This is a genomic window from Phytomonospora sp. NPDC050363, from assembly GCF_040655735.1.
Classification (GTDB): domain Bacteria; phylum Actinomycetota; class Actinomycetes; order Mycobacteriales; family Micromonosporaceae; genus Phytomonospora.
On record NZ_JBFAKK010000012.1, the window covers coordinates 236,648 to 261,320 of the forward strand.

At 70.6% G+C, this 24,673-nt stretch carries 29 protein-coding genes; 19 read left to right on the forward strand and 10 right to left on the reverse strand.

Translation table 11 applies throughout. From position 1 onward, the window contains the following. Positions 1–12: 12 nt before the first annotated feature. Positions 13–885, reverse strand: a complete 873-nt coding sequence (locus tag AB0I28_RS29270) for an SDR family oxidoreductase (RefSeq protein ID WP_357498679.1) — start codon at positions 883–885, stop codon at positions 13–15. A 2-nt stretch (positions 886–887) separates the two neighbouring features. Further along, complete coding sequence (locus AB0I28_RS29275) at positions 888–1,817, reverse strand: EamA family transporter (RefSeq protein ID WP_357498681.1); 930 nt, start codon at positions 1,815–1,817, stop codon at positions 888–890. Positions 1,818–1,899: 82 nt separating this feature from the next. On the opposite strand from AB0I28_RS29275, the gene AB0I28_RS29280 reads away from it, so the two are divergent. Together AB0I28_RS29280 and AB0I28_RS29285 are read left to right on the forward strand one after the other, a co-directional pair. After that, complete coding sequence (locus AB0I28_RS29280; protein WP_357498683.1) at positions 1,900–2,430, forward strand: MarR family transcriptional regulator; 531 nt, start codon at positions 1,900–1,902, stop codon at positions 2,428–2,430. An 88-nt stretch (positions 2,431–2,518) separates the two neighbouring features. Further along, the gene (locus tag AB0I28_RS29285) at positions 2,519–3,004 is read left to right on the forward strand and encodes a hypothetical protein (protein ID WP_357498685.1); all 486 of its coding nucleotides are present in this window, start codon (positions 2,519–2,521) and stop codon (positions 3,002–3,004) included. Positions 3,005–3,084: 80 nt separating this feature from the next. Here the strand turns inward: AB0I28_RS29285 and AB0I28_RS29290 are convergent, their stop codons facing one another. The 3 genes from AB0I28_RS29290 to AB0I28_RS29300 form a co-directional block, all read right to left on the reverse strand. Beyond that, positions 3,085–3,477 (reverse strand): hypothetical protein, encoded by a 393-nt coding sequence (locus AB0I28_RS29290; protein WP_357498687.1) that lies wholly within the window; start codon positions 3,475–3,477, stop codon positions 3,085–3,087. 92 nt (positions 3,478–3,569) lie between these two features. Continuing rightward, entirely contained in the window at positions 3,570–3,809 is a 240-nt protein-coding gene (locus AB0I28_RS29295; RefSeq protein ID WP_357498689.1) for a hypothetical protein, read from the reverse strand. 282 nt (positions 3,810–4,091) lie between these two features. Further along, a complete protein-coding gene (locus AB0I28_RS29300; protein WP_357498691.1) occupies positions 4,092–5,030 on the reverse strand; it encodes an SDR family NAD(P)-dependent oxidoreductase in 939 nt (312 codons plus the stop codon). Positions 5,031–5,230: 200 nt separating this feature from the next. On the opposite strand from AB0I28_RS29300, the gene AB0I28_RS29305 reads away from it, so the two are divergent. After that, positions 5,231–5,374, forward strand: coding sequence for a DUF397 domain-containing protein (locus AB0I28_RS29305; RefSeq protein ID WP_357498693.1), 144 nt, complete (start codon positions 5,231–5,233; stop codon positions 5,372–5,374). A gap of 90 nt (positions 5,375–5,464) precedes the next feature. Here the strand turns inward: AB0I28_RS29305 and AB0I28_RS29310 are convergent, their stop codons facing one another. Further along, on the reverse strand, positions 5,465–5,710 hold the full coding sequence (locus AB0I28_RS29310; protein WP_357498695.1) for a hypothetical protein: 246 nt from the start codon (positions 5,708–5,710) through the stop codon (positions 5,465–5,467). Between the two features lie 76 nt (positions 5,711–5,786). Further along, positions 5,787–6,539: a TioE family transcriptional regulator gene (locus AB0I28_RS29315; RefSeq protein ID WP_357498697.1), complete on the reverse strand. Its 753-nt coding sequence runs from the start codon at positions 6,537–6,539 to the stop codon at positions 5,787–5,789. 81 nt (positions 6,540–6,620) lie between these two features. Here AB0I28_RS29315 and AB0I28_RS29320 point away from each other — a divergent pair, with 81 nt between their 5' ends. After that, positions 6,621–7,754 carry an erythromycin esterase family protein gene (locus AB0I28_RS29320; protein WP_357498699.1) on the forward strand — a complete coding sequence of 378 codons (1,134 nt, stop codon included), beginning with the start codon at positions 6,621–6,623 and terminating at the stop codon, positions 7,752–7,754. Positions 7,755–7,813: 59 nt separating this feature from the next. Continuing rightward, complete coding sequence (locus AB0I28_RS29325; RefSeq protein ID WP_357498701.1) at positions 7,814–8,734, forward strand: hypothetical protein; 921 nt, start codon at positions 7,814–7,816, stop codon at positions 8,732–8,734. A gap of 24 nt (positions 8,735–8,758) precedes the next feature. Here AB0I28_RS29325 and helR read toward each other — a convergent pair whose 3' ends face one another. Then, positions 8,759–10,888 carry an RNA polymerase recycling motor ATPase HelR gene (gene helR, locus AB0I28_RS29330; RefSeq protein WP_357498703.1) on the reverse strand — a complete coding sequence of 710 codons (2,130 nt, stop codon included), beginning with the start codon at positions 10,886–10,888 and terminating at the stop codon, positions 8,759–8,761. A gap of 278 nt (positions 10,889–11,166) precedes the next feature. Here helR and AB0I28_RS29335 point away from each other — a divergent pair, with 278 nt between their 5' ends. Then, positions 11,167–12,000, forward strand: coding sequence for an alpha/beta hydrolase (locus AB0I28_RS29335; RefSeq protein ID WP_357498705.1), 834 nt, complete (start codon positions 11,167–11,169; stop codon positions 11,998–12,000). After that, positions 11,997–12,437 carry a hypothetical protein gene (locus AB0I28_RS29340; protein ID WP_357498707.1) on the forward strand — a complete coding sequence of 147 codons (441 nt, stop codon included), beginning with the start codon at positions 11,997–11,999 and terminating at the stop codon, positions 12,435–12,437. The genes AB0I28_RS29335 and AB0I28_RS29340 overlap by 4 nt, the downstream gene beginning before the upstream one ends. Positions 12,438–12,483: 46 nt before the next feature. Here AB0I28_RS29340 and AB0I28_RS29345 read toward each other — a convergent pair whose 3' ends face one another. Together AB0I28_RS29345 and AB0I28_RS29350 are read right to left on the reverse strand one after the other, a co-directional pair. Further along, complete coding sequence (locus tag AB0I28_RS29345) at positions 12,484–14,040, reverse strand: multicopper oxidase domain-containing protein (RefSeq protein WP_357498709.1); 1,557 nt, start codon at positions 14,038–14,040, stop codon at positions 12,484–12,486. Between the two features lie 20 nt (positions 14,041–14,060). Further along, on the reverse strand, positions 14,061–14,528 hold the full coding sequence (locus AB0I28_RS29350; RefSeq protein ID WP_357498711.1) for an SgcJ/EcaC family oxidoreductase: 468 nt from the start codon (positions 14,526–14,528) through the stop codon (positions 14,061–14,063). A 231-nt stretch (positions 14,529–14,759) separates the two neighbouring features. Here AB0I28_RS29350 and AB0I28_RS29355 point away from each other — a divergent pair, with 231 nt between their 5' ends. The 12 genes from AB0I28_RS29355 (at position 14,760) to AB0I28_RS29410 (ending at position 24,586) form a co-directional block, all read left to right on the forward strand. After that, a complete protein-coding gene (locus AB0I28_RS29355; RefSeq protein ID WP_357498713.1) occupies positions 14,760–17,465 on the forward strand; it encodes an AAA family ATPase in 2,706 nt (901 codons plus the stop codon). Between the two features lie 229 nt (positions 17,466–17,694). Further along, positions 17,695–18,114, forward strand: coding sequence for a hypothetical protein (locus AB0I28_RS29360; protein ID WP_357498715.1), 420 nt, complete (start codon positions 17,695–17,697; stop codon positions 18,112–18,114). Between the two features lie 11 nt (positions 18,115–18,125). Beyond that, positions 18,126–18,506: a YciI family protein gene (locus AB0I28_RS29365; protein WP_357498717.1), complete on the forward strand. Its 381-nt coding sequence runs from the start codon at positions 18,126–18,128 to the stop codon at positions 18,504–18,506. Between the two features lie 2 nt (positions 18,507–18,508). After that, the gene (locus AB0I28_RS29370) at positions 18,509–19,705 is read left to right on the forward strand and encodes a sigma-70 family RNA polymerase sigma factor (RefSeq protein ID WP_357498787.1); all 1,197 of its coding nucleotides are present in this window, start codon (positions 18,509–18,511) and stop codon (positions 19,703–19,705) included. A 95-nt stretch (positions 19,706–19,800) separates the two neighbouring features. Next, positions 19,801–20,238, forward strand: coding sequence for a hypothetical protein (locus AB0I28_RS29375; RefSeq protein WP_357498719.1), 438 nt, complete (start codon positions 19,801–19,803; stop codon positions 20,236–20,238). A gap of 1 nt (position 20,239) precedes the next feature. Beyond that, positions 20,240–20,554 (forward strand): hypothetical protein, encoded by a 315-nt coding sequence (locus AB0I28_RS29380; protein WP_357498721.1) that lies wholly within the window; start codon positions 20,240–20,242, stop codon positions 20,552–20,554. A gap of 8 nt (positions 20,555–20,562) precedes the next feature. Then, positions 20,563–21,054, forward strand: a complete 492-nt coding sequence (locus tag AB0I28_RS29385) for a hypothetical protein (protein ID WP_357498722.1) — start codon at positions 20,563–20,565, stop codon at positions 21,052–21,054. Then, the gene (locus AB0I28_RS29390; RefSeq protein ID WP_357498724.1) at positions 21,047–21,667 is read left to right on the forward strand and encodes a hypothetical protein; all 621 of its coding nucleotides are present in this window, start codon (positions 21,047–21,049) and stop codon (positions 21,665–21,667) included. The genes AB0I28_RS29385 and AB0I28_RS29390 overlap by 8 nt, the downstream gene beginning before the upstream one ends. Before the next feature lie 11 nt (positions 21,668–21,678). Further along, positions 21,679–22,404, forward strand: coding sequence for a hypothetical protein (locus AB0I28_RS29395; RefSeq protein WP_357498726.1), 726 nt, complete (start codon positions 21,679–21,681; stop codon positions 22,402–22,404). Beyond that, positions 22,404–22,724 (forward strand): hypothetical protein, encoded by a 321-nt coding sequence (locus AB0I28_RS29400; protein WP_357498728.1) that lies wholly within the window; start codon positions 22,404–22,406, stop codon positions 22,722–22,724. Before AB0I28_RS29395 ends, AB0I28_RS29400 begins: the two co-directional genes overlap by 1 nt. Beyond that, complete coding sequence (locus AB0I28_RS29405; RefSeq protein WP_357498730.1) at positions 22,721–23,035, forward strand: thioredoxin domain-containing protein; 315 nt, start codon at positions 22,721–22,723, stop codon at positions 23,033–23,035. Before AB0I28_RS29400 ends, AB0I28_RS29405 begins: the two co-directional genes overlap by 4 nt. A gap of 42 nt (positions 23,036–23,077) precedes the next feature. Further along, a complete protein-coding gene (locus AB0I28_RS29410) occupies positions 23,078–24,586 on the forward strand; it encodes a serine hydrolase domain-containing protein (protein WP_357498732.1) in 1,509 nt (502 codons plus the stop codon). Positions 24,587–24,673 lie beyond the last annotated feature (87 nt).

Genomic DNA, 24,673 nt, shown 5'->3' on the forward strand with positions numbered 1-24,673 from the left:
ACACGGTAGTGATCAGGCGCCGAACGCCTCGGCGTGGTCCCGGGCGAAGTCGGTGAAGTCGCGCGGGGGCCTGCCGAGGAGTTCGGCGACGGTGTCGGTGGAGTACTGGCCCCAGCCCGAGGCGTAGGCCTGTGCGTACTCCTCCAGCATGTCCACGATCCAGGGCGGGACGCCGTATCCGCGCAGTGTGGCGCGCTTGGTCTCGTCGCTGACCGCGCGGTACTCCACGGGCTTGCCGAGCACGGTGCCGAGGTGCTCGGCGACCTCTTCCATCGACAGCAGGCGCGGGCCGGAGAGCGTGTAGGCCTTGCCGTGGTGGCGGCCGGGGTCGTCGAGCAGGACGCGGGCGGCGGAGGCGGCGATGTCACGGGCGTCGATCATGGCGAGGCGCGCGGCGGCGAGGTTGAGCGAGAAGGTGCCGGTGGCGGCGATGTCGCCGGCCTCGTTGAGGAGGTTCTGCATGAACCAGTGCGGGTGCAGGATGGTCCAGCGCATGCCGGAGTTCTCGATCTCGCGGTCCGACAGGGCGTGCAGCCTGCCCGAGCGGTTGGGGGCGTCGTGGGCGGCGCCGATCGCCGACATCCGCACGACGCGTTCGACCCCGGCCCGGCGGGCGGCCCAGAGGGCGTTCATGTGGTTCTCGGGAGCGCGGGGACTGTTGGGCGTCAGGAGCCAGAGGTCCTGCGCGCCTTCGAAAGCGGGGGTCAGGGTGCGCGGGTCTTCGAGGTCGCCGACGTAGGGCTTGACTCCCCGGGCGAGCAGACCGTCGGCTTCGGACTCGTCGAGGACGAGCGCGCGCAGGTCCACATCGGACTCGGCGAGTTCGGCGATGAGCGCGGTGGACACGGTTCCGGTCGCGCCGGTGAGCAAAATGGTGCGGGACATGGTCATGCTCCTCGGTGGAAGAGGTTGCGGACGGCGGCGGGGGTGAGCTGGGCGGCGGCGATGGCGGCGAAGGCGAGGACGAATCCGAGTCCCTGCACGGGAGTGAGGGATTCGTCGAGGAAGAGCCAGCCGAGGATCGTGGCGACCGCCGGGGAGAGCAGGGCGAGGAAGGACACGGCGACGACGGGGAGCCGTCCGATCCCGTTGAACCAGATGACGAAGGACAGCAGGGCGCCGACCACGCCGAGCCACAGGTAACCGCCGATGGCGGGCAGGTCGAGGGCGGGCGGGAGCCCTTCGAAGGCGAGGGCGAGCGGGACGAGGACGAGTCCGCCGGCGGTGAGCTGCCAGCCGGCGATGGTGGCGGGGCCGGCGCCCTCGGGGCGTCCCCAGCGTTTGGTGAGGACGATCCCGGCGGCCATGACTCCGGCGGCGCCGACGCCGGCGAGGACGCCGAGCAGGTCGAAGGCGAGGGTGCCGCGCAGGACGATCAGCCCGACGCCGAGCACGCCGACGGCTCCCCAGGCCAGGCGCCAGCGGGTCGGTTTCTCGCCGAGGAGCAGGAAGGCGAGGCCGACGACGAGCAGCGGCTGGACGGCCGTGAGGGTCGCGGCGACTCCGCCGGGGAGGCGGTAGGCGGCCACGAAGAGCAGGGTGAACAGGGCGCCGATGTTGAGCGTGCCGAGCAGCAGTGAGCGCCACAGCCATGCGCCGCGCGGGAGCCGGCGGGTGAAGGCGAGCAGGATCAGGCCGGCCGGGAGGGCGCGCAGGACGCCGGAGACGAGGGGGTGGCCGGTGGGCAGGAACTCGGTGGTGACCAGGTAGGTCGTGCCCCAGCTGGCGGGCGCGGTGGCGGTCAGCAGGGTGAGTCCGAGGGTGCGGCCGGGCGGGGCCGCGGGGCGCGGGCCGGATCGGCTCAGTGCCTGAACCATTGGGAACTCCTTAACATTGAACATTTCAACGTTGAGAAGACTAGCGCGATGTTATGGTGACGTCAAACTGTTCGACATTGAGATGTTCGCCGAGGGGGAGACCGTGCAGGACAACGTCGACTGGCGGCTCGATCAGTGGCGCAAGGAGCGGCCCGACATCGACCCCTCGCCCATGGGCGTCGTGGCCCGCATCCAGCGCGCCTGCCGGCTGCTCGAACGCGAGCTGCGCGACAACTTCGCCGCCTACGACCTGCAGATCTGGGAGTTCGACATCCTGGGCACCCTGCGCCGCTCGGGTTCGGCGCTGACCGCCGGGCAGCTCGTGGAGTCGGCGATGGTCACCTCCGGCGCGATCACCAACCGCATCGACCGGCTCGTCGCGAAAGGGCTGGTCACCCGCGAGGTCGATCCCGGCAACCGGCGCAGCGTGCAGATCGCCTTGACCCCGACGGGCCTGGAGTTGATCGACCGGGTCGTCGTCGCGCACGTCGACCTTGAGGCGAAGATCCTCGACCGGCTCAGCCCCGGCGACCGCGAAGGACTCGCCGGACTGCTGCGGACGCTGCTGCTCAGCCTCGGTGACGAGGCGCCCGTCAACCCGCTGAACTCCTGACCTCGCGTTCAAGCTCGGCTCAAGGTTTATCGCGGGCCGCCGCCCGACACTGGCCTGACTCAAGCGATCGAGGAAGGCCGGCCGAACAGTGAGCTACCCGCAGCAGCAGAACCACCCGCAGCACCAGCACTACCCGCCCCAGAACTGGCAGCGGACTCCGCCGCCGCAGGGCTATGCACCGCCGCCGCCCCCGGCGCCGGATCCCCGACTGGAGCGGGGAAGGAAGCTCCAGCGCTTCCTGCGGATCATCATCGTGATCGCGCTCGGCGGTGCGGCGGCGTACTTCGGGGTCTACTACGGCTTCATCTACAACGGACGGCCCGAGGTCGGCGACTGCCTCAGCGCCACGACCAAGGAGTTCGCGGGCTGGCTGCTGGTCGACTGCTCCGACCCGACGGCGGCCTATGAGGTCGTCGCCGTGCAGACCGGCGGAAAGTACGACCGCGACCTGCACACCTGCGATCCCTACCCCGACGGTCAGGCCTTCTACGAGGGTGCCGGGCGCAAGGGCAGGACCTCGTGGGAGATGTGCGTGGTGCCGCTCGGTTCGGACGACGCGACCGCGCCGAAGTAGGCGCGGTAAGGGAAGTAGAGAACAGGAGACCGTCCCGGCCGGTCCGCCCCAATGGGACCGGCCGGGAAGCTCTCACACCGTCAGAAGCGCTGGGGTGGTACTGGTCCAGCCTGCTGCGGTGGAGGAGGGGGCCCCTGGTAGACCGGCTGCGGCGGTCCGGAGACCGGGGCCGGTGACGAGACCGGGGCGGACTGGTCGGCGCGGCGGCGTCCCCCGATGCTCACGACGCCGCCGGCGAGGACCAGGACCAGGCCGAAGCCGATGTTCATCAGACCCTCGTCGCGGGAACCGGCGTCGAGGCTTCCGTTGACGGAGCGGCATTCCTGGACTTCGCTGCGGACCTGGCAGTCCCAGTTGAAGCTGATCGACGTGTTCTGCTGGAAGTCGTCGTAGTAGATGATGTAGCCGATGCCGGCGAGCGCGACGCCGGCGACGAGCAGGACGATCTGGAACACACGGGCTAGCGGGTGCATGAAGTGCGAGGCTCCTGTCGGGTGGGCTGGATCTTCGGCCCACGGTAGGCAGGAGCCCGGCGGTTTACCTTGAGCGAATCTTGAGCCCCGGGTCAGCCTTTCGCGCGGCGGCTCTTGGCGGCGTAGTGCTGGAAGAACATGAATAGTCCCGTGGCGAGAAGTGCCGCCAGCGGGAGCAGCGGCACGTAGGAGACCCATGCGAGGGACTGGCCGCCGAACGCCAGGGTGAGCGCGGTGATCACGGTGGTCGTGGTGAACACGATCGACGTCCAGCGGTGGAAGGTCCGGACCCGCGGACCGCGGGTGGCTGCGGCGGTGTTGTCGGAACTCATCGTGGCCTCCGGTGGTGAGGTCGGGCTTTGACGCCTTCGACGCTAGTGCGGGGCCGTGACCTGCGCTTCTCGATTCCTGACCGGTCGTCCTTGCGAGGGATGCGGCTTGGCGGGGCGGGGCGGGGGCTAGGAGGGTCGGGGCGGGACGGTTAAGCGTTCGGGGGACGTCGGCACGCCTGGTTTCGTCTCTTGTGGAATGTCGGGGAGATCGGGATCGCTTGTGGTGGCGGGACCGCGGCAGCCCCACCCTGCGCGCGGTCCCACCCTTGCGTCGGCGGGAGGCTACTTCCCGGCGAAGGCGTCGACTCCGGTCAGTTGCGCCGAGAGCGTCCACAGCCGCGCGGCCTCGGCGGGGGCGATGGCCTCCGGTGCCGGGTCGGGGGCCTCATCGACCTCGCAGTCTTGGAGGTGCACGCCGCCCAGTCCTTCGAGCTGCGGTGAGGTCGCTGCCCAGACGGCCGTCGCGGCACCCTGTTCGGGGGTTTTGAAGCCCTCGCCGATCTCCTTGCCGTCCTCGTCGATCCAGCCCATGGCGACCATTTCGGCCTTGGGCAGGTGCCGCTGGAGGGGCGTGAGGATGGCGCCGGGGTGGAGGGAGAAGGCGCGGACCTTCGACTCGCGGGCGAGGGCGTCGAGGTGGGCGGCGAAGAGGATGTTGGCGGTCTTGGCCTGGGCGTAGGCCTCCCACTTGTTGTAGCCCTGCCCGAAATGGACGTCGTCCCAGCGGATCGGTGAGCGCCGAAGATCGCCGGAGGAAACGACGACGACGCGGGCGCCGGGTGCGAGCGAGGGCCAGAGGCGGTTGGCGAGGGCGTAGTGGCCGAGGTGGTTGGTGGCGAACTGCGCTTCCCAGCCGGGGCCGATGCGCGTTTCGGGGCAGGCCATGATGCCGGCGTTGTTGATGAGGATGTCGATGCGGCGGCCGGAGGCGCTGAAGCGCTCGGCGAAGGCGGCGACGCTGTCGAGGTCGCCGAGGTCGAGGGTGTCGACCTCGGTGTTGGGGATGTCGGCGAGGTTCTCGGCGGCGACGTCGGGTCGTCGTGCCGGGACGACGACCCGGGCGCCGGCGCCGGTGAGCGCGCGGGTGATTTCGAGGCCGAGGCCGGAGTAGCCGCCGGTGACGACGGCGAGTTTGCCGTGCAGGTCGATGCCGCGCAGGACGTTGAAGGCGGTGCTGGTGGCGCCGAAGCCCGAACCGATCTTGTGTTGCGGTGTGGTCATGGCGGCGACGCTACGACCTGGAGCGCGCTCTAGGTCAAGGCTCGGGGGGATGGCTCGGGCGGCACGGTTCGGGAGGGTTTGGGGCGGGTCCGTCAGCTGAAGCGGGTGAGGTCTTGGGGGTCGTGGAGGTCCCACATGCGGTGGCGGCCGCGGAGTCGGCGCACGAGCAGCCGCGGTGGAGGCGGCGGGAACGCGGGCAATTGCATCGAAGCGGGCCACCTCGCCAACGGCACCGGCATCGCCCCCGAGACACCAAGGACCGCACCGGCCCCGTCTTCACCTTCACGCCCGACACTTGGACCGGCTTCGTCGCCGGCCTCAAGTCCGGCGAGTTCGACGGCTAGGGCGTGTCTTGTGCAGTGTCGGGCGAGTTCGGGGCACGCTCAGCACACGCCCGAGACAGGCCGTGAACCAACACCGCCCTTTGTGGACGCTCATCCGGCGCTGACGGTCAGAGTCGCGCAGTCGTCGACTCCCAACCCGGACAGCACGGCCCGGATCCGCTCCAGGGCCGCGGTCGGGTCCGAGCTCGCCGCGATCTCCAGGTCAAGGTGGCAGCGGCCCATGCCACCGCCCGCCCCGCTGACCTCGCCGTCGAGCTCGAACGCCGCTTCCAACGCCTCCTCGACCTCATCACGGTCGATCGGCAGCCCCACGAAGACGATCTCGACGAACACCACGGTCCTCCATCCCAGCTTGTTCACCGATGCGACCAGCTCTGTTCCCGCTGCCCAGCCTTCAACCGTCCCTGACCACTCAACTCTCCGCGCCCTCTGCGTCCCCGCCCCGCACCTCCAGGTACGCACTCAGCCGAGTGGCCGCCTTCAGCATCGCCAAACCCTGCCACCGCAACCTGTCCCGCCAATCGCTCAACGCACGAGACAAACCCTCCGTCCCCCCGGCCGCCCGCACCTGCCGCACCACCTCGCCGATCTGCCCCAAGAGGTAACCCCCACGCCTCAACAGATGCGCCAGCTCGGCATCACGAACGTCGGCCGCCTCGTAAACCCGATACCCCGTCCCCGGATCCCTTCTGGGCGAGAGGATCCCGAGCTCCTCCCAGTTCCGCAGCGTCGCCGGCGTCACCCCCAGCAGATGAGCCAGCTCGCCGATGGACCGAGGCTCGGCGGCCGAGCCCGCCGACCCTCCGTCGGCCACACCCGGTTCATCCTCGCCCCCGCGCACCAGGTCGCCCACGGCTTCACGCACAGACTCAAGAGTCGCCCGATCCCTCAACAACCTGCTGTGCCCCCGGTCGATCGTCAGCAGCACGTCATCGACGTTCCCGTCGTTCGCCGCGAGCATCACCCTCCCTCCCGTCGCGTACCCATAGGCCACGACGAGAGCCAGATAGGCCCTGAGCGCAGCGGCGTGAACCTCCGTGTAGACCCGGTACCCACTCGCCGTCCGCTCCGCTTCCGGCAGGAAGCCGTCGGCCTCATAGTTGCGCACGGCCTGAGTGGAGATCCCGTGCTCGCGGGCCAGATCCGTCGGTCGCAGTCTTCTCATCGTGTTGAGACTTTACCGACCACATACGCGACGAACGCCGCCAAAGTCTCAACGGCTGTCTCAAAGATAAGATTGGGACACATGCCAGCAACCGAAAAGACCCTCGAAGACCTCGTCCCGCCCTCCTGCGAACTCCTCGGCCTCGGCGAGCCCACCCACCTCGAACCGGCCTTCGCCCGCCACCGCAACGAGCTCTTCGAACAACTCGCCACCCTCACCGACCTCGGCTTTCGCTCCTTCGCCATCGAGAGCGACCGGATCGCGGGCCTCGCCGTCGACGACTACGTCCGCGAAGGCGTCGGCACCCTCGACTCCGTGATGTCCGAGGGCTTCTCGCACGAGTTCGGCAAAGTCCCCGCCAACCGCACCCTCGTCGCCTGGTTGCGCGACCACAACGAGGGCCGCCCGCCCGCCGAGCGCATCTCCTTCCACGGCTTCGACTTCCAGACCGAGACCGTCAACGCCCCCAGCCCCCGCACCTACCTCGAACACGCCCGGGACTTCCTGAAGCTCGACCTCGACATCGCCGGGGTCGCCGGCGACGACGAGAAGTGGCACCGCACCGAGTCCATCATGGACTCCACCAAGTCCCCCGGCCGCTCTGCGGAAGCCGCACGGCTCCGGGCGATCGCCGAAGACCTCCGCACCGCCCTCAACAGCCGCGACCGCTCGCACCCCGCCTGGCACCGCGCCCGACTCCACCTCGAAGCCGGCATCGATCTCCTGCGCTACCACCGCCAGTCGGCCGAACAAATGGACGAGACCCGCCGCATCTGCCGCCTGTCGGCCATGCGCGACGGCATCATGGCCAAGAACCTCCTCGACATCCGCGAGCGCGAATCCCACCGCGGCCCCACCCTCGTCTACGCCCACAACCGCCACCTGCAGAAGAACTTCGCCCAGATGACGATGGGCCCCTACAACGTCACCTGGCCCCCGGCCGGCGCGCTCATCGCCCCGATCCTCGGCGACCGCTACGCCTTCATCGCCGGCAGCCTCGGCAGCAGCTCGGCCATCGAGCTCGGCGAACCTCCCGCGGGCACCTACGAGGCGGCCCTCCAGCGACCGGACGGAAAGTGGTCGCTGACAACGGTTCCCGAACTCGGCTCCGCCCAGACGCGCACCGACACCAACCCGATGCAGGGCTACTTCCCCCTCGACACCGAGACCCTCGATCAGGCCGACGCGCTGCTCCACGTCACCGGTCCGCGGTGATCGGCGAGCCGGCGGCCGGACCGCACTAGAGTCGGGTCTTCCCGGATGACAGGAGAGCCATGTCCACGCTCGAATTCGGTCCCGCCGTCGAACTCCTCGGCCACTGGCTGGTCAGACAGGGCGCGCCGACGGTCGCCGCCGAGTTCGTCGACGCGATCCCGCAGGGCTCTCCGGTCACCCCGCTCGACGGACCCGACGCCGTCGAGCGGCTGCTCACCGACTTCGTCGAGCAGCCGCTCGGCCGTCCCCTCGACGAGCCCACCCGCGTCCTCATCGCCGCACTCGCCGCCGCACTCGCCACCGAGGCCGGCGAGCTGGTCCAGGTCACCACCGCAACGCCCGGCGAGCTCGTCGTGGTCGGCAAGAATGCCGAGGGCGGCAAGGTCTTCGGCCTCTCCCTCACACCCGCCACGCAGACGGACCCGGCCGATCCCTTCGAGCGGCTGCGGCTCACCTGCGCGGTCCTCGGCGAGTACGTGTGGCTCAACAACAACGACCGGCTCGACGTCGACGTCTCCGCCGAACGCCACGGCCTCGACGACCCCACCGACCTGCCCGCCTTCGCCGCCTGGTGGCCCACCTCGACCACCGCCGAGCGGCTGCTCGGCCACCTGTGGGACGAGCCCGGCCCACCCGTGCCCGTCGACGACGTGGCGTGGACCGAGTTCGCCGAGTGGTTCCACGAGCACAACGACGCCGGCGCCCGCAGCGGCGCCTGGGCCATGGAACTCATCGACGACGACGCCCTCGGCGACCCCGAGGCCCGCTACCCCGGCGACCGGCTCGTCGGCCGCCTCGGCGACGAGGTGCTCGCCGGCGCCCGCGAACTCGCGGGCGCCGACGTGCGCGCGGTCTACGGCATCGGTGTGCCCCTGCCCGACAACGACAGCGACGACGATGAAGATTTCGGCGTCATCGCCGCGGTCATGTTCGTCGGGGACGAGACCGTGAGCGTGCTGACGGTGTCCGCCTCGGTCTAGGCCTCCACGCCCGGAGTCCAGCGCCTACGCACTCGTCAGCACCACCAGTCGCTGCGTCGCCCGTGTCATCGCGACGTAGTGGTCCACCGCGCCCTCGATGCCCTCACCGAAGTCCTCCGGGTCGACCAGGATCACCAGGTCGAACTCCAGGCCCTTCGACAGCGTCGGCGTCAGCGAGCGCACGCGCGAGCGCGCCTCGAAGCCCGGATCGCCGATGACACAGGCGATCCCCTCGGGGTGCTCGGCGAGCCAGTTCGCCAGGATCGCCTCGCGGTCCGAAGTGGACCCGTGCACGACCGGGATGCCGCTCTTGCGGATCGAGGTCGGCACGTTGGCGTCGGGCAGCGCCGCCCGGATGACCGGCTCGGCCTCGACCATGATCTCCTCGGGCGTGCGGTAGTTGATGCTCAGCGAGGCCGTCTCGACGTTCGTCAGGCCGATGCGCGCCAGCCGCTCGGTCCACGACTCGGTGAAACCGTGCCGGGCCTGCGCCCGGTCGCCGACGATGGTGAAACTGCGCGAGGGACAGCGAAGCAGCAGCATCCGCCACTCGGCGTCGGTGAGCTCCTGCGCCTCGTCGACGACGATGTGCGCGAAGGGCCCGGCGTACTCGTCCTCGCCGCCGGTGTCGTGCGGGCTCACGTCGACGATGACGCTCTGGATGTCCTCGGCGCGAAGCATCGTGACGAGACCTTCCCCGTCGTCGGCGGCGATGAGGTCGCTGACCACCATGTCCATCTTCTCGCGCTCGGCGGCCTCGGCGGCCTTGAGACGGCGCTGCCGCTGCGAGGACTCCGGATCGCCGAGCCGGTGGCGCGCGGCGTCGAGGAACGGGATGTCCGACAGCGTCCACGCCTGCGCGTCGGCGCGCTTGAGCCTGCGCACGTCCTGCGGCGCGAGCCAGGGCGCGCACTTGCGCAGGTAGGCCGGGACCGCCCAGAGGTCGCCGACGATGTCGTCGGGCTCCAGCAGCGGCCACGCGCGGTTGAGCGCCGCGCGCAGTTCCCCGTTGCGTTCGAGGGACTTGCGCAGCTCCTCGGCGGTTTCCTCGTCGTCGTGCTTGTCGACCAGGATCGCCACGAGCATGTCCCAGATCTGTTCGCGCGCCTCGTTGTGCGGCGTCCCAGGGCCGGGGGCACGGAAGGCCTCGGCCCAGTCGGCGACGGTCAGCCGGATCTGCGACCACGGCGTGCCCACGAGCATGCCCTTGGCCGGCGGCTCCTCGTAGAAGCGGACGGCCTCGTCGAGGACCTTCACGACGTCGATCGACCCCTTGAGGAGCGCGACCTCCCGGTCGGTCTCCTCGGCGACGGCCGCGCCCTCCGGGACGAGGTTGCGCAGCGTGCAGGTCTTGACGCCCTCCTCGCCCAGGCTCGGCAGGACGTCGGCGACATAGGACAGGTAGGGCTGGTGCGGGCCGACGAACAGGACGCCGCCGTTGCGGTGGCCGAGCCGGGGGTCGGCGTAGAGCAGATAGGCCGTGCGGTGCAGGGCGACGACGGTCTTTCCCGTACCGGGCCCGCCGTCGACGATCAGGGCGCCGTTCGAGCCGGCGCGGATGATCGCGTCCTGGTCGGCCTGGATCGTGCCGAGGACGTCGCGCATCTGCGACGAGCGACTGCCGCCGAGGCTGGCGATGAACGCCGACTGGTCGTCGAGGGCGGCGTTGTCCTCAAGGCCCTCGGCGGTGAAGACCTCGTCCCAGTAGTCGGTGACGCGGCCGTCGGTCCAGCGGTAGCGGCGGCGGCTGACCAGGCCCATCGGGTTGGCGTGCGTCGCGCCGAAGAAGGGCTCGGCGGCCGGCGCGCGCCAGTCGAGGAGCAGACGCCGCCCGTCGTCGTCGGTCAGACCCAGGCGGCCCACGTACACCGGTGTGCGGCCGTCCTCGCCGACGATGCGGCCGAGGGTGAGGTCGACCCCGAACCGGCGCAAGGTGCGCAGCCGCGCGGTGAGGCGGTAGATCTCCTCGTCGCGGTCCATGGCGGCCTGCCCGTGGCGCGTCTGTGTCCTGCGCGCGGCGTCGAGGCGGTCCTGGAGCTCGTCGATGTTCTTCCGCAGCGTCTCGGCGATGAGGGCGAAGTGGCGCTCGTCGTCGGCGATCAGGGCCGGGGCGGCCTTGGCGGCGAGGTTGGCGGGAAGGTCGAAGGCGGTCACGGCGTCAGCTCCGATCGGGTGCGGTGCGGAGGTGGGTACGGTCGCTTCGGTGCGGGTCTCGGCGCTGGGGTGTGGCGGCGTGCGTATGGGAGCTCCCGGTGTGCGTCATGGCTGTGAGCAGCGATTATTGCCCACGCCGACGGCGGGAGAGGGGGGCCGGTGTGGCCTGGTGAGCGGGGCCCTGTATATATGTTGATAGTGGAAGGGAGCCCCGGGCTCGCCTTCCTTTTTTGTTGCCCGGGGACCGGCAGCCCGCTTATATTCACTACAATCTGAATATGGAGAATCTGTCCGGCCTGCTCGACCTTCCCGGCACCCGCCTGCGCTACCGCGACCGGCCCGGACGCCGACGCCCCGTCGTCCTGACCCATGGCGCGGGCATGGACCACGCCATGTTCGAGGCGCAGGCCGAGGCCCTGCACGTCGAGGGCCACCGCGTCGTCACCTGGGACCTGCCCGCCCACGGTGAGTCCCTGCTCGCCCCGGGCACGCGCTTCACCGCGCGGATCGCCCTCGACGGCCTCGGCGCGCTGCTCGACCACCTAGGCCTCTCCCGGCCGGTCCTGGCCGGCCACTCCCTCGGCGGCAACCTGTCGCAGGCGTTCGTGCGTCTGCGGCCCGACCGGGCGTTCGCGCTCATCGTCGTCGACTCGACCTGGAACACCGGGCCGCTGAGCCGTTTCGAGCGCGCGATGCTGCGCCTTGCGGCCCCGTCGCTGGCCATGATCCCCGCCTCCCGGCTGCCCGCGCTCATGGCGAAGGCCTCGGCCGTGACCCCCGAAGGCATCGCCTCGGCGGAGGCGACCTTCGCGCGCATGCCCAAGCCGGTCTTCCTCGACGTGTGGCGCGCGACCACCTCGCTCGTCGAACCCGACGCGGCCTACCGCACGCCCGTCCCGCTGGGGCTGATCCGCGGGGAGAAGGACAAGACCGGCAACATCGCCACCGCGATGCCCCGGTGGGCGGCCGCCGAACGCGTGGCCGAACACGTCATCCCCGGCGCCGGGCATATCGTGACCCTCGACAACCCCGCCGCGACGAGCCGGGCGATGCGCGAACTCATCGCGTCCTGGGAGGCCGGGGCCGCCGCGAACACAGAACAGGGGCGATGAGCATGCCCGACGACCGCACGGCCTTCGTCGCCTCCATGGGCGACATCCTGGCCTCGTGGAACCTGCCCCGCGCCACCGGGCGCGTCTACGGGCACCTCCTGCTCACCTCGCGGCCGGTGTCGCTCGACGACATGAGCGAGGCGCTCGAACTCAGCAAGGGCGCGGTGAGCACTTCCGTGCGGGAGCTGGTGTCGTGGGGCCTGGCCAGGGCGCTTCCCCAGCCGGGCAGCCGCCGCCTGCTGATCGAGGCGACGGGCGGTTTCGAGCAGCTGCTGGCCGCCAGCCACGAACGCACCCGCAGCTTCGTGAGCACGCTGCGCGGCGGCACCGGCCTGACCGACGCCGACCCCGCGCGCGAACGGCTCGACGGGATCGCCGACTTCTTCGAGGCCTACGTGCAGGCCGGCGACGCCATGCTGCGCGAGTACCGGGGTTAGATCTCCTGCGAAGGCGGCCCACGACCGCCGCCCGGCGGACGAGTGCTCAGTGCCCCACGTGCCCGTCCTTCGGCGGCTTGCCGACCTTCTGTCCCTTGTCGAGCACCACGAACTGCCCCATCAGGCCCTGATCCTCGTGGTAGAGGACGTGGCAGTGGCACATGTAGGGCATGTCGGGGTCGGCGAAGTCCTTGAACTGCATGATGATCCGCGTCTTCCCGCCCGGCTTGACGTGCACGGTGTCCTTCCATCCGCGCAGGTGCTCCGGGGGCTTCTTGCCGTTGACCTTGAGGACCTGGAACTGGACGTCGTGCACGTGGAAGTTGTGGAACTGCGAGTCGAAGTTCTCCAGCTCCCAGATCTCCACGGAGTCCTTCCGCACGGCGAAGTCGATGCGCTCCATGTCCATCGCCTCGCCGTTGAGTGTGAAACCGGAGATCTGGAAGTCGCGGGTCTCGGCGGACTTGTCGGCGTCCAGCTCGGGGATCTCGACCAACTCGGCCGGCACGGCGGGCGACTCGGCGAGGGTCGCGGCGGCGCGCAGTTCGAGGACGTCGAAGGAGTCGTCGCAACCGTCGAAGCGCGAGGAGAACAGGTCCATGCCAAGGCCTTCGGCCGGGTACGAGCGCAGCACGACCTTCTCGCCGGGCGTCATCTCGACGACGATCTCGGCGCGCTCGGCCGGGGAGAGCTGGATCCGGTCGGTGCCGTAGGGGACGTCGCGCAGGCCGCCGTCGGTGCCGATGAGGGCGAAGGTCCGGTCGTCGGCGAAGCCGAAGTTGAAGGCCCGCGACCCCGAACCGTTGAGGATGCGAAGCCGCACGCGGGTGGTGGTGACGTCCAGGTACGGCGAGTGCGTGCCGTTGACGAGGATCTCGTCGCCGAGGTATCCGACGTTGGCGATCAGGCCCTGCGACTCGTCGAACTGGTTGTCGCCGTCGAACGTGCGGTCCTGCACGATGAGCGGGAAGTCGTCGAGGCCGTAGTCCTTCGGCAGGGCCAGGGCGGCCGACTCCTCGTCGTCGATGAGGAACATGCCCGCCAGGCCCCGGTAGACGTGCAGGAAGGTCTCGCCGTGCGGGTGCGGGTGGTACCACAGGGAGGCGGCCTGCTGCTCGATCTTCCAGCTCGGCGACCAGGTGTTGCCGGCGTGCACGGACTGGTGCGGGCCGCCGTCGGCGGTCGGGGGCAGGTGCATCCCGTGCCAGTGAACGGAAGTGGTCTCGCCGAGGGTGTTGTGGATGTTGAACAGCACGGTCTCGCCACGGGTGGCGCGGATGGTCGGGCCGAGGTAGTCGCCGTTGAAGCCCCAGGTACCGGTCGCCGCGCCGTCCTTGAACTGCCGCTGTCCGGACTGGAGGGTGAGCTCGAAGACCCGGCGTCCCTCACCATCGACTGTGGACTGTGCCAGGGGCGGCACGGCGAGCGGGTTCTTGAAGTCGACCTCGCCGGTGGTGTCGGTGACCGAGTTGGCCCACACGATCCCGGCGGCGCCCGCGCCGGCGACGACGACGGCGGGCACCGCGATGAGCGCGGTCTTGAGCAGCCGGCGGCGTTTGACGGGACGGGCGGCGGGGACGGGGACGGGGGCGGGCGTGGTCACTGCGGGCTCCTTCGAGGGCGTCAGCGGGCGGAGGGGGCGATGCGGGGGTCCTTCTTGGCGGCGAAGCGCTCCATGAGCCGGCGGTGCTTGGTGTTCTGGAAGGCGCTGAACCGCCAGCCGTCGGCTCCGCGAAGGGCTACGAGCGTCTGCACCTTGAGCTGCGCGGGCTTCGGCTCGGTCCGCCGACCTTTGAGGACCGCGCCCCGGGTCACGAGCACGGCCACGTCCTCGGTGATCTTGCGGACTTCGATGATCTTGCCGTACAGGCGCGTGTTCTTCGCGAACAGGCTCCACAGGGCCTCGTGCGACTCGCGGATCTGCCGGCGGCCCTTGAGGTGGGTGCCGATGAAGGTGACGTAGTCGGCGTCCTCGGTGAAGGCCGCGGCATAGGCCTCGGCGTCCATCGCGGCCCAGGAGGTCGTCAGGGTCTCGAAGAGTTCGGTGATCGCCTGGACGTCGGCGGTCACGGTCGGACGGGGAATGCTCATCACGGTCTCCTTGGTGGGTATCGGTGCAGGTGAGACCCACTTTAGGAAGTTGTGGCGGCCCTCGAACCGGTCATTCGACGTAGGTCGTGACCGGCGTCCGCCTCATATGTTGGAAGCCTACGTATGATCACCGGCTTCGGCATCGGGGTTTGTCCCCCAACGGACCCCTACGACCACGGGTGTAGACGGTGTACGGCGAAAGTCGCGCCGGCCGCGAACTAGATTCGACCCATGCTCTACGGGCGCGAAGACCAGCTGGCCGTCCTCGACGAGGCACTCGCCCGGGTACGCGACGGCGCGAGCGCCGCGCTCGTCCTGCGCGGCGAGCCCGGGTCGGGCAAGACCGCACTGCTCGACCACGTCCGCGCCGCGGCCGGCGGCATGACCGTCCTGCGCGCCGCCGGCGTCCAGGTCGAGGCCGAACTGCCCTACGCCGCCCTCCACCAGGTCCTGCGACCGGCGATGTCCCTAGTGGACGCACTGCCCGGCCCGCAGGCCACCGCGGTCCGCGGCGCCCTCGGCCTCGCCGAGACCGGCCCGCCCGACCGCTTCGCCGTCGGTCTGGCGACTCTCACCCTGCTGTCCGAACTCGCCGAGACCGCGCCCGTCCTCTGCGTCGTCGACAACGCCCAGTGGCTCGACCGGGAGTCGGCCGACGCCCTGTCCTTCACCGCCCGCCGACTGCACGCCGACCGGATCGCGATGCTCTTCGCCGTTCGCGACACGGGCAACGACTTCCGCGCCGACGGGCTCGCCGAACTCGCCGTCCCCGGCCTCGCCGAGGCCGCCGCGCGCGAACTGCTGGAGTCGAGCGGCCTGGCCCCCGACCTGCGCGCCCGCATCATCGCCGAGACCGGCGGGAACCCCTTGGCGCTGCGGGAACTGGCCAGGTCGGCGAGCGCGAAGGACGCCACCGGTGCGCCGCTGCCGCTGCCGCGCCGGGTGCAGGACGCCTTCGCGGCCGAGATCGCCGCGCTGGACCCGGACGCGCGCACGCTCCTGCTGGTCGCGGCGGCCGAGGACACCGGTGAACTGGGGGTCGTGCTGCGCGCCGCCGAGGTCCTCGGGGTCCCGGCGACGGCGGCCGACACCGCCGTCGGGGCCGGACTACTCGAACTGAGCGGCGGTGAGCTGGCCTTCCGGCATCCGCTGATCCGCGCCGTCGTGCGCCAGGCCGCCCCGATCGGCGAGCGGTTGGCCGTCCACAAAGCACTGTCCGAAGTACTCGAAGGCGCCGCCGACGCCGACCGTCGCGCCTGGCACCGGGCGGCCGCCGCGACCGGCCCCGACGACGAGGCCGCGGCGCAGCTGGCCGCCACCGCCGAGCGGGCGAAGGCCCGGGGCGGGCAGGCCGCCGCCGTGACCGCGCTGGTCCGTGCCGCCGAGCTGACCGCCGACCCGCGAACCCGGGCCGCCCGGCTGGTCGCGGCAGCCGAGTCGGCCGGCGACTCCGGACAGGGCTCACGCGCCCGTGACCTGGCCGAACGGGCCGCCGTGCTCACCTCCGACCCGCACGTGCACGCCCGCGTCGCCGAGCTGCGCGGTGAGGCCGAACTACTCGGCGGGTCGGTGGCCACCGCGCACCGCGTGATGCTCACCGGCGCGCGGGCGGTCGCGTCGGCCGATCCCGAGCGCGCCGCCGTGATGGCCATGCACATCGTCGAGAGTTCCTGGCGCACCGGCGATCCTGAGCGTGCGGCGGAGGCGGCCGCCATCTTCGACGGTGTCCGGCTCACCGACGCGCACTTCACCGCGGGCGCGGCGGCTTCGCGAGGGCTCGCCGCCCTGCTGGCGGGGGCGCCGGGGGAGGGTGTGGCCGACATTCGCCGGCTGGTGGAGATCACGCGGCCGCTGCGAGGCGGGATGCCCGGTGCCCGGCAGTACGCGGCGACGCTGGCCACGGCGGTCGGTGATCACGATGTGGCGGCCGAGATCGCGCAGACGCTCACCGACGAGTGCCGCGCGACCGGCATGGCGGGCTGGCTGCCGACGACGCTGTCGACGCTCGGCGAGGCCCGCGCGCGGCTCGGGCAGTTCACCGACGCACGGATCGTCGCGGCGGAAGGTCTGCGGATCGCCGAGGACACGGGGCAGCGGAGGCTCGCGGGGTACTTCCGGGCGTTGGGGGCGTGGCTCGACGCGGTGCGCGGGGCCGAGGTGTCGGGGGAGGTGTCGGACGGGCTGGCGTTCACGGTGGCGACGGGGGCGTGGGCGCTGGCGATGGCCGACCTGGGGGCGGGGCGGTTCGAGGCGGCGGCGGATCGGTGGGACGCGGCGATGCGCGGGCCGGAGCGGCACACGGTGATGGCGCTGACGTGGGCGCCGGATCAGGTGGAGGCTTTGATGCGGGCGGGGAGGGTGGGGCAGGTGGGACAGGCAGGGGACCTGGGGCGGGTGGATGCGATGGGATTGTTCGAGCCCTGGGCGGAGGCGAACGGGCAGCCGTGGGCGCTGGCGGTGCTGGAGAGGTGCAGAGGGTTGTCGGCGGAGGCTCCGGAGGCGGTCGAGGGGCACTTCGAGCGGGCGTTGGGGTTGCATGCGCGGGAGCGGCGGTTGTTCGACGAGGCGCGTACGGCGTTGCTGTACGGGGAGTGGCTGAGGCGGGAGCGGCAGCGGAGTCGGGCGCGGGCGCACTTGCGGGGGGCTATGGACGCGTTCGTGAGGCTGGGGGCCGTGCCGTGGGCGGAGCGGGCGCGGGCGGAGTTGCGGGCGACGGGGGAGACGCACGGGTCGCGGGTGACGGAGCCGGACCTGTGGGCGCGGCTGACACCGCAGGAGGCGCAGGTGGTGAGGTTGGCGGCGACGGGGGCGACGAACCGGGACATCGGGGCGCAGCTGTTCTTGAGCCCGCGGACGGTGGGGCACCACTTGTACAAGGCGTACCCGAAGCTGGGGGTCTCTGGGCGGGGCGAACTGGGGAGGCTCCTGGCCCCCTGACGCCCACCGGCGGGCGGAAGCCCGGCCTGAGCGACACCCCACGGCCCGCCACCCAGGCGGTCGACCGCCGCGAGCCCCGCTTCGGCGGGCTCTTGTCCGCCATTGGGCCCCCTTGACCAGCGCAACCTCATACTTTCAGTCAAAGCCCCCGTGTCTCTGTCGAGAACCCCGTCCCCACTCCGAGGTATCCGTGAGAGCGCAACCGGCGCCCGAACCGAAAGGAACGGTCATGAGCAACAGTGAGCAGATGAAGGCCCTCGGACGACTCGTCGGCACCTGGGAGGTCACCGGCGGCGCGAAGGGCACCTGCCGGTGGGAGTACATCGAGGGTGAGCACTTCCTCGTCCAGCACGTCGACCTGGTCTCGCCGGAAGGCGCGACCGTTCGCGGTCTCGAACTCATCGGCCACAACAAGCCGTTCATGCAGGAGCGCGGCGAGGACGTCGTCTCCCGCATGTACAGCAACGACGGTGACACCCTCGACTACGTCTACGACCTCGAAGGCGACACCCTCACCATCTGGGGCGGCGAGCGGAACTCGCCCGCCTACTACCGGGGCGTCTTCAGCGCCGACGGTGACACCGTCACCGGAAGCTGGGTGTGGCCCGGCGGCGGCTACGAGTCGTCCATGACCCGCGTGAAGAAGTAGAGGAGAAGACCGTGAAGTACCTGATGCTGGCCTACACGCAGATCTCGGGCTGGGACGACATGGACCCGACGAGCGCGGAGTTCATCGCCGCCTGCGAGTTCTACGAGGAGCTGGGCAAGGAGCTGACCGCCACCGGCGAGCTGGTGACCACCGAGGGCCTTGCGCACCCGGCGCTCACCCGAGTCGTGCGCAAGGGCCCGGATGGCGCCGTGGCCGTCGACGGACCCTATGCCGAGGCGAAGGAGGTCGCGGCGAGTTTCGCGATCGTCGACGTCGCCTCGCACGACCGGGCGATGGAGATCGCCGCGCGGATCGTCGACGCCCTCGGCGAGCCGATCGAGGTCCGGCCGATCAGCGCCGGCCCGGAAGAGTCGATGCCGCCGGCGCCGTGAGGATCACACGTGAGGTCGAGGACCTGCTGCGCTCGTCGGCGCCGCGGGTCCTCGGCGCGCTCGTGCGCCGATACGGGCACTTCCCGGCGGCCGAGGACGCCGTGCAGGAGGCGCTGCTGGCCGCGTCGACGGCGTGGGCCGAGTCGGTCCCCGACGACCCGGGCGCGTGGCTGATCCGGGTGGCGTCGCGGCGGCTGATCGACCAACTCCGCGCCGACCAGGCCAGGCGCCACCGAGAGGACTCCGAGGCGCTGCTGATCCCGCGCGGTGCGGTCAGCTCCGTCGACGACTCGCTGCTCCTGCTGGTCATGTGCTGCCATCCCGCGCTGGGCCGCGGCGCGCAGGTCGCGCTGACGCTGCGCGCGGTCGGCGGGCTCACCACCGCCGAGATCGCGCGCGCCTACCTGGTGCCGGAATCGACGATGGCGCAGCGGATCTCGCGCGCCAAGGCGCGCGTGCGGCAGTCGGGTGCGGGCTTCCACGCACCGCCCCCCGCGGAGTTCGCCGAGCGGCTCGACGCCGTCCGCGAGGTCCTGTACCTGATCTTCAACGAGGGCTACACCAGCACCTCCGGTGAACGGCTCGCCCGCGTCGAGCTGTCCGCCGAGGCGATCCGGCTGGCCCGGATGCTGCCCGCCGACGACGGCGAGTCGGCCGGCCTGCTCGCCCTGATGCTGCTCACCGACGCCCGCCGCGCGGCGCGCACCGACACCGACGGCATGCTCGTCCCACTGTCCGAACAGGACCGTCGACTATGGAGCGCCCCGGCGATCGCCGAGGGCACGGCGCTGATCACCGCCGCCATGACCGCGCACAAGCCCGGCCCCTACCAGCTACAGGCGGCCATCGCGGCCGTGCACAACGAGGCGCCCGGCGTCGAGGAGACCGACTGGCTCCAGATCCTCGGCCTGTACCGCCTTCTGGAGGCCATGACCAACAACCCGATGGTCACCTTGAACATGGCCGTCGCCGTCGGCGAGGTCCACGGACCGGCCGAGGGGCTGGCCGCGCTCGACCGGGCCGCCGGGAAACTCGACCGCACCGGCACCCACCGCGTCGACGCCGTCCGCGGGCACCTCCTCGAAATGGACGGCCGCCTCGCCGAGGCCGCCGAGTGCTACCGGGCCGCCGCGAAGGCCACCACCAGCGGCCCCGAACGCCGCTATCTGCTCGCCCGCGCCGTCCGGGTCGATCACTAAACTCCGCAATCCTTGTCACAAGCCCGATTTGGGGGATGACGATACGGGCGCGCGCTGACTACAGTCGGCACTGGACCGTCCGAATGGGAGGGTAAGTGACGAGCCCGAACTCCGAGAGCGCACGATTCGACGCGCTTTTCACCGGCCTGCGCGAAACACTCGAAGCCGCCCGAGCGGGGCAGCCGCCCGCCGACCCCGACGCCGTCCCCATCCAGGGCGAGTCGGGCGAGGACGACACCCAGATCAAGGCCGTCGTCGCCCCCAATCGCCTGGTGGAACTCACACTCGACCCGCGCGCACGCCGCCTCGACTCCGAGGAACTGGCCGCCGCGATCCTCAAAGCCGTCAACGACGCCTTCGCCGACCTCGGCGCCAAGGCCAAGGCCGCCGCCGAGGAAGCCGACACGGAGGTCGACACCGAAGCCCTCGGCGAGAAGCTCAACCGCCTCCAGGACGCCTCCGTGCGCCAGATGGCCATGTTCGAGCAGTCCATGGCCGAGGTCGTCGCCAAACTCATGGGCGGAGGACGCTGACATGCCCGGTTTCGAAGCCGAACCCGACAACCTGCGCGACTCCTCCGGCCTGCTGCGCCAGGCATCGGAGTCGCTGGCCGAACTGTGGGCCGAGATCGACGGCAAGGTCGCCTCGATGGGCGACATCTTCGGCGACGACGACGTCGGCGGACTCATCGGCATGTCCTACCAGGCGGCGCACGACATCGCCGCCGAGAACATCACCTCGGTCATCGACGCCCTCGGTGGATTCAGCGAAGGTCTCGACGGCATGGCCGCCAGCTACGACGAGACCGAGAACGCGCTGATGGAGAACTTCGCGAAGTTCGAGCGCTAGGGGGACGCGTGGGCATCAACATCCCGGGAGAGCTGGCCGACCTGCTCAACGAACTCGGCTACACCTGGCCGAAGTCCGACGAGTCCAAGGTGTTCGAGCTGGGCCAGGACTGGCTCACCTTCGCCGGCAAGCTCCAGCCCATCGCCGGCGAGGCCGCCTCGGCCGCCGACAAGGCCCGCACCGGCAACATCGGCGAGGCCATGGAGGCCTTCGCCAAGGTCTGGGAGGACGAGGACTCGGCCACCAGCGTCCTCGACCGCGCCATGATCGGCTCCCAGATCGTCGGCGGAGCACTGTTCGTGTGCGCGGCGGTCGTGCTCGCCCTGAAGATCAGCGTGATCGTGCAGCTGACCATCCTGCTCATCCAGATCATCCAGGCCATCGCCACCGCCGCGGTGTCCTTCGGTGCGACGCTCGCCGAGATCCCGATCTTCAAGAAGCTCGCCGACATCGCCATCGACATGATCGTTGACAAGGCTCTGGAGGCCGTCCTTGGCTAGGACGCGGAAAGGGGCCTCGGCCGGCGCGGGAATCGTCGCCAAGGGCGCCAAGAAGGGCATGGGCAACCCGGCCAAGAAGGTCGGGAAGGGCATCCCGCGCAAGCGTGTGCCGAAGCAGTCGGGGCCCGGCAAACCCGACTTCCGCGACAGCAAGGGCAGGCTGCGCGACGGGAAGACCGGCAAGCCGAAACACGACCCGAACGCACCGTCCCGGCACAGCCGCAGCAGTGAATACCCGCACGGCTACAGCGACAAGACGCACGGCGAGATGGCCCAGAAGTGGTCCAAGGAGGGCCGCGATCCCGCGCACTCCAAGGACACCGACGGCTGGCCGCTGGACAGCAGCGGCAACAAGATCCCCCGCGACGACCTGACCTGGTACGACAAGCGCGGCCGCAAGGTGCAGCCGCCGGTCACCTACGACCACGATCCGGCCGTCGTCGAGCACTGGAACGACAAGGGCTACAAGATCCCCCGCACCGAACGCGCCGCATACTATGACAACCCGAACGTGATGGAACCGATGAACGGCCCGGTGAACTCCGCCAAGGGCGCCAAAATGCAGGCGCAGGGACATACCTTCAGGCAGGACACCACCGGAAGATACGACTAGACGGAGGGGACGTGTCCGAAGTGGATATCGCCGGCGAGATCGCCCGCATCGAGGATGTGGCGCCATTCCCGGATCTCGACGACGTCTGGTACTGGGCGATCGGCGGGGGCTGGTTCACGCACACCATCGCGCTGAGCTCCGACCGCAAGTCGGCGTTCCAGGTGACCTGCCGGGACGTCTACCTGGCCGCGGTCGTGCGCGACGTCATCTCCTTCGCGCGCCACCACGAGGCCGCGCTGCTGGCCGCCGCGCCGATGACGCACGTCGAGGGCTTCGACGCCGCCGGGCACGGCTTCGACTCGGTCGGCGCGGTCATCCCCGCGGTCGCCGACGTCAACGACGAGATGCCCGAGCTCAACGCGGTCACCTACGCCCTCTTCCCGGCCTGGAGGAGCGAGTTCTCCGGACTCGAGACCGAGGCCGAGGCGTACAGCCGGCTGGACATGATGGACATCGCCGACCCGCGCCGCGAACCCGTGCCGTTTCTGAAGATGCGTTTCAACAACGGCGCCTCCCACACCGTCGGCGACGAACGACTGCTGACCAAGCCCGACTTCTTCCGCAAGGAGATCGCCGGGCTGGAGGGCAAGCCGAAGTCGTGGATCGAGGCGCAGAACTTCCGCGACCAGGTCCGCCGCGTCACCTGGGACGGCGGGTACGTCATCGACGGCGCGCCGCTGGAGGGCGTCGAGATCGGCGACTGGGCCACCCGCTACCTGTCGGAGGGTGACGGCTGATGCGCCTGGACATCAGCGGCAACACCACGATCGACGGCCCCACGCCCGTCCGCGTCGAGCAGGTCCTGCGCGGCATGCTCGCGGCGGGCGAGTCCTACGTCTCGCTGGACGCCGGCGAGCAGGACTACGTGATGGCCCTGCCCAGCGAGTTCCAGGGCGACTTCTACGACCTGGAGTTCCGCGAGGGGTCCGCCGACCGCCACTACGAGGCCGGCGACTCCCGCCCCGTCGACGAGGTCGTGGAGGTCTTCCTGAGCTACCTGCGCGGCGACAACGTCTGGCGCACCCGCGTGGAGTGGAAGCGGGTGGACCAGTCGTGATCCTGCTGACCGACCGCTCCTACGACCGCGATGTGCTGACACCCGACGTGCCGGTCCTCATCGCCTTCGGCTCCGCCGACGACGGCCCGTCGAAGGCCCTGGGCGGCGTCATGGCCGAAGTCGACCGCCTGCTGGATGGCAAGGCCGAAGTCGCCGTGGTCAACGTCCCCGACGCGCCCGTGACCGTCGCCCGCTGGGGCATCACCCGACTGCCGACGCTGATCCTCCTCAAGGACGGCGTCCTGGAGCGCGTGCTGCTCGGAGTCCGCCCCGCCGCGAGGATCGTCGCCGACCTGGCGGAGCACCTGTAAAACAAGGTCCCGCAAGGCGAGAACCCGGTCTAAGGTGCCGGGGTGCACACCCAACGCGCCCTGCTGCCACGGTCGACGCCCACCGCCTCGGGAGTGTCGGCCCGCGCGGTCAACGCCCTCCTCGACCGGCTCGAAGAGCAAGAGATCGAGTGCCACTCCCTCATGGTCGTGCGGCGCGGCCACGTCGTGGCCGAAGGCTGGTGGGCCCCCTACACCCCCGACCGCCCCCACCTCCTCTACAGCCTCACCAAGTCCTTCACCGCGATCGCCGCAGGACTGGCCATCGCCGACGGCCTCCTGTCGCTGGACGACCGCGTCGTCGACGTCCTCCCCGACCGCATCCCCGAGGAGATGTCGGACCAGGCCCGCCGCATCACCGTCCACCACCTCCTGTCGATGACGGCCGGTCACGACACCGACAGCCTCACCGAAGCCTGGGAGCTGGAGCCGACCGACCTCGTCAAGGGCTACCTCCGCGTCCCCTTCCCCCACCCCGAAGGCACCCGCCACGCCTACGACAACGCCACCACCTACGTGCTGGCCCGCATGGTCGAAAGGGCGACAGGTCAAGAACTCCCCGAATTCCTCGACCGGCGCCTCCTCAACCCCATGGGCATCCACCACGCCGAATGGGACCGCGTGGCCAGCGGAGCATCCTTCGGATTCCACGGCCTCCACCTCACCACCGAAGCCGTCGCCGCCTTCGGCGAGATGCTGCGACGCGAAGGCATGTGGGAGGGAAGGCGACTGGTCCCGCGCGACTGGGTGCGACTGGCCACCGGCAAGAGGATCGACACGTTCCAGGTAGAAGGCTGGTCGGACAACCCCGACGTCCTCTGCGGCTACGGGTACCAGTTCTGGAGGTCCCGCCACGGATACCACGGGGCGGGTTCCTTCGGGCAGTTCTGCCTGGTCGTGCCGGAGGACGAACTGGTGATCGTGCTGACGGCGGCGATCGCCGCAGGCGGGGAAACGCTGCTGAACCCGGTGTGGGAGTGCCTGTGGCCGGGCGTGGGAGTGGTGGGGGACGGTGCGCAGGAGGACACGGCGCTCGCGGAACGGCTCCGAGGACTGGCGCTGCCGCTGGTGGTGGGGGCCGGGTCGGGGTCGGGGGCGACGTCCGGGTCGGTTGAGGCGCGGGCAGACGGCTCCGCCGAGGATTCGGCGCTGACAGACGGCGTGGCCGTGAAGGTCGAGCCGGTCGAGCGCGCAGACGGTGGCGGCAGCGACGGCGACGGGGCCGCCCCCGTGGATGCCGGAGCCGGAGCCGGGTGGCGGCTTCGGCTCGGGGACACGATCGAGGTCGAGGTCGGCCATGGGGAATGGCGGGAGAGCTCACCACTCGGACGCCCCGTCACGGCATCCGGCGGGTGGCAGGGCGAGAAGTTCGTGGCCGACCTCTACGTGATCACCACCCCGCACCGAGTTCGGGTGGAAGTCGACGCGGAGGCGGGGACAGCGGTCGCGAGGTGGAATCTGGTTCCGCTGACGGGCCCGAGGCTGGAGCTGCACCTCCGGCACCCGCTGATGACGAGGGTGGACGTGGCCTGAGGGAGCCGGCCGCACGCGGGGCGAGCAGGCTGGTGTGCGGCTGGTGTCGAACCATCCCGCGAGCGGCTGACCGTTGGACCGTCTCGT

Excerpts from the sequence above, each read along its gene's own strand:
- AB0I28_RS29270 (WP_357498679.1), bottom strand. The coding sequence starts at position 885 with ATGTCCCGCACCATTTTGCTCACCGGCGCGACCGGAACCGTGTCCACC.
- AB0I28_RS29275 (WP_357498681.1), bottom strand. The coding sequence starts at position 1,817 with ATGGTTCAGGCACTGAGCCGATCCGGCCCGCGCCCCGCGGCCCCGCCC.
- AB0I28_RS29280 (WP_357498683.1), top strand. The coding sequence starts at position 1,900 with ATGTTCGCCGAGGGGGAGACCGTGCAGGACAACGTCGACTGGCGGCTC.
- AB0I28_RS29290 (WP_357498687.1), bottom strand. The coding sequence starts at position 3,477 with ATGCACCCGCTAGCCCGTGTGTTCCAGATCGTCCTGCTCGTCGCCGGC.
- AB0I28_RS29295 (WP_357498689.1), bottom strand. The coding sequence starts at position 3,809 with ATGAGTTCCGACAACACCGCCGCAGCCACCCGCGGTCCGCGGGTCCGG.
- AB0I28_RS29300 (WP_357498691.1), bottom strand. The coding sequence starts at position 5,030 with ATGACCACACCGCAACACAAGATCGGTTCGGGCTTCGGCGCCACCAGC.
- AB0I28_RS29315 (WP_357498697.1), bottom strand. The coding sequence starts at position 6,539 with ATGAGAAGACTGCGACCGACGGATCTGGCCCGCGAGCACGGGATCTCC.
- AB0I28_RS29320 (WP_357498699.1), top strand. The coding sequence starts at position 6,621 with ATGCCAGCAACCGAAAAGACCCTCGAAGACCTCGTCCCGCCCTCCTGC.
- AB0I28_RS29325 (WP_357498701.1), top strand. The coding sequence starts at position 7,814 with ATGTCCACGCTCGAATTCGGTCCCGCCGTCGAACTCCTCGGCCACTGG.
- AB0I28_RS29335 (WP_357498705.1), top strand. The coding sequence starts at position 11,167 with ATGGAGAATCTGTCCGGCCTGCTCGACCTTCCCGGCACCCGCCTGCGC.
- AB0I28_RS29340 (WP_357498707.1), top strand. The coding sequence starts at position 11,997 with ATGAGCATGCCCGACGACCGCACGGCCTTCGTCGCCTCCATGGGCGAC.
- AB0I28_RS29350 (WP_357498711.1), bottom strand. The coding sequence starts at position 14,528 with ATGAGCATTCCCCGTCCGACCGTGACCGCCGACGTCCAGGCGATCACC.
- AB0I28_RS29355 (WP_357498713.1), top strand. The coding sequence starts at position 14,760 with ATGCTCTACGGGCGCGAAGACCAGCTGGCCGTCCTCGACGAGGCACTC.
- AB0I28_RS29360 (WP_357498715.1), top strand. The coding sequence starts at position 17,695 with ATGAGCAACAGTGAGCAGATGAAGGCCCTCGGACGACTCGTCGGCACC.
- AB0I28_RS29380 (WP_357498721.1), top strand. The coding sequence starts at position 20,240 with ATGCCCGGTTTCGAAGCCGAACCCGACAACCTGCGCGACTCCTCCGGC.
- AB0I28_RS29400 (WP_357498728.1), top strand. The coding sequence starts at position 22,404 with ATGCGCCTGGACATCAGCGGCAACACCACGATCGACGGCCCCACGCCC.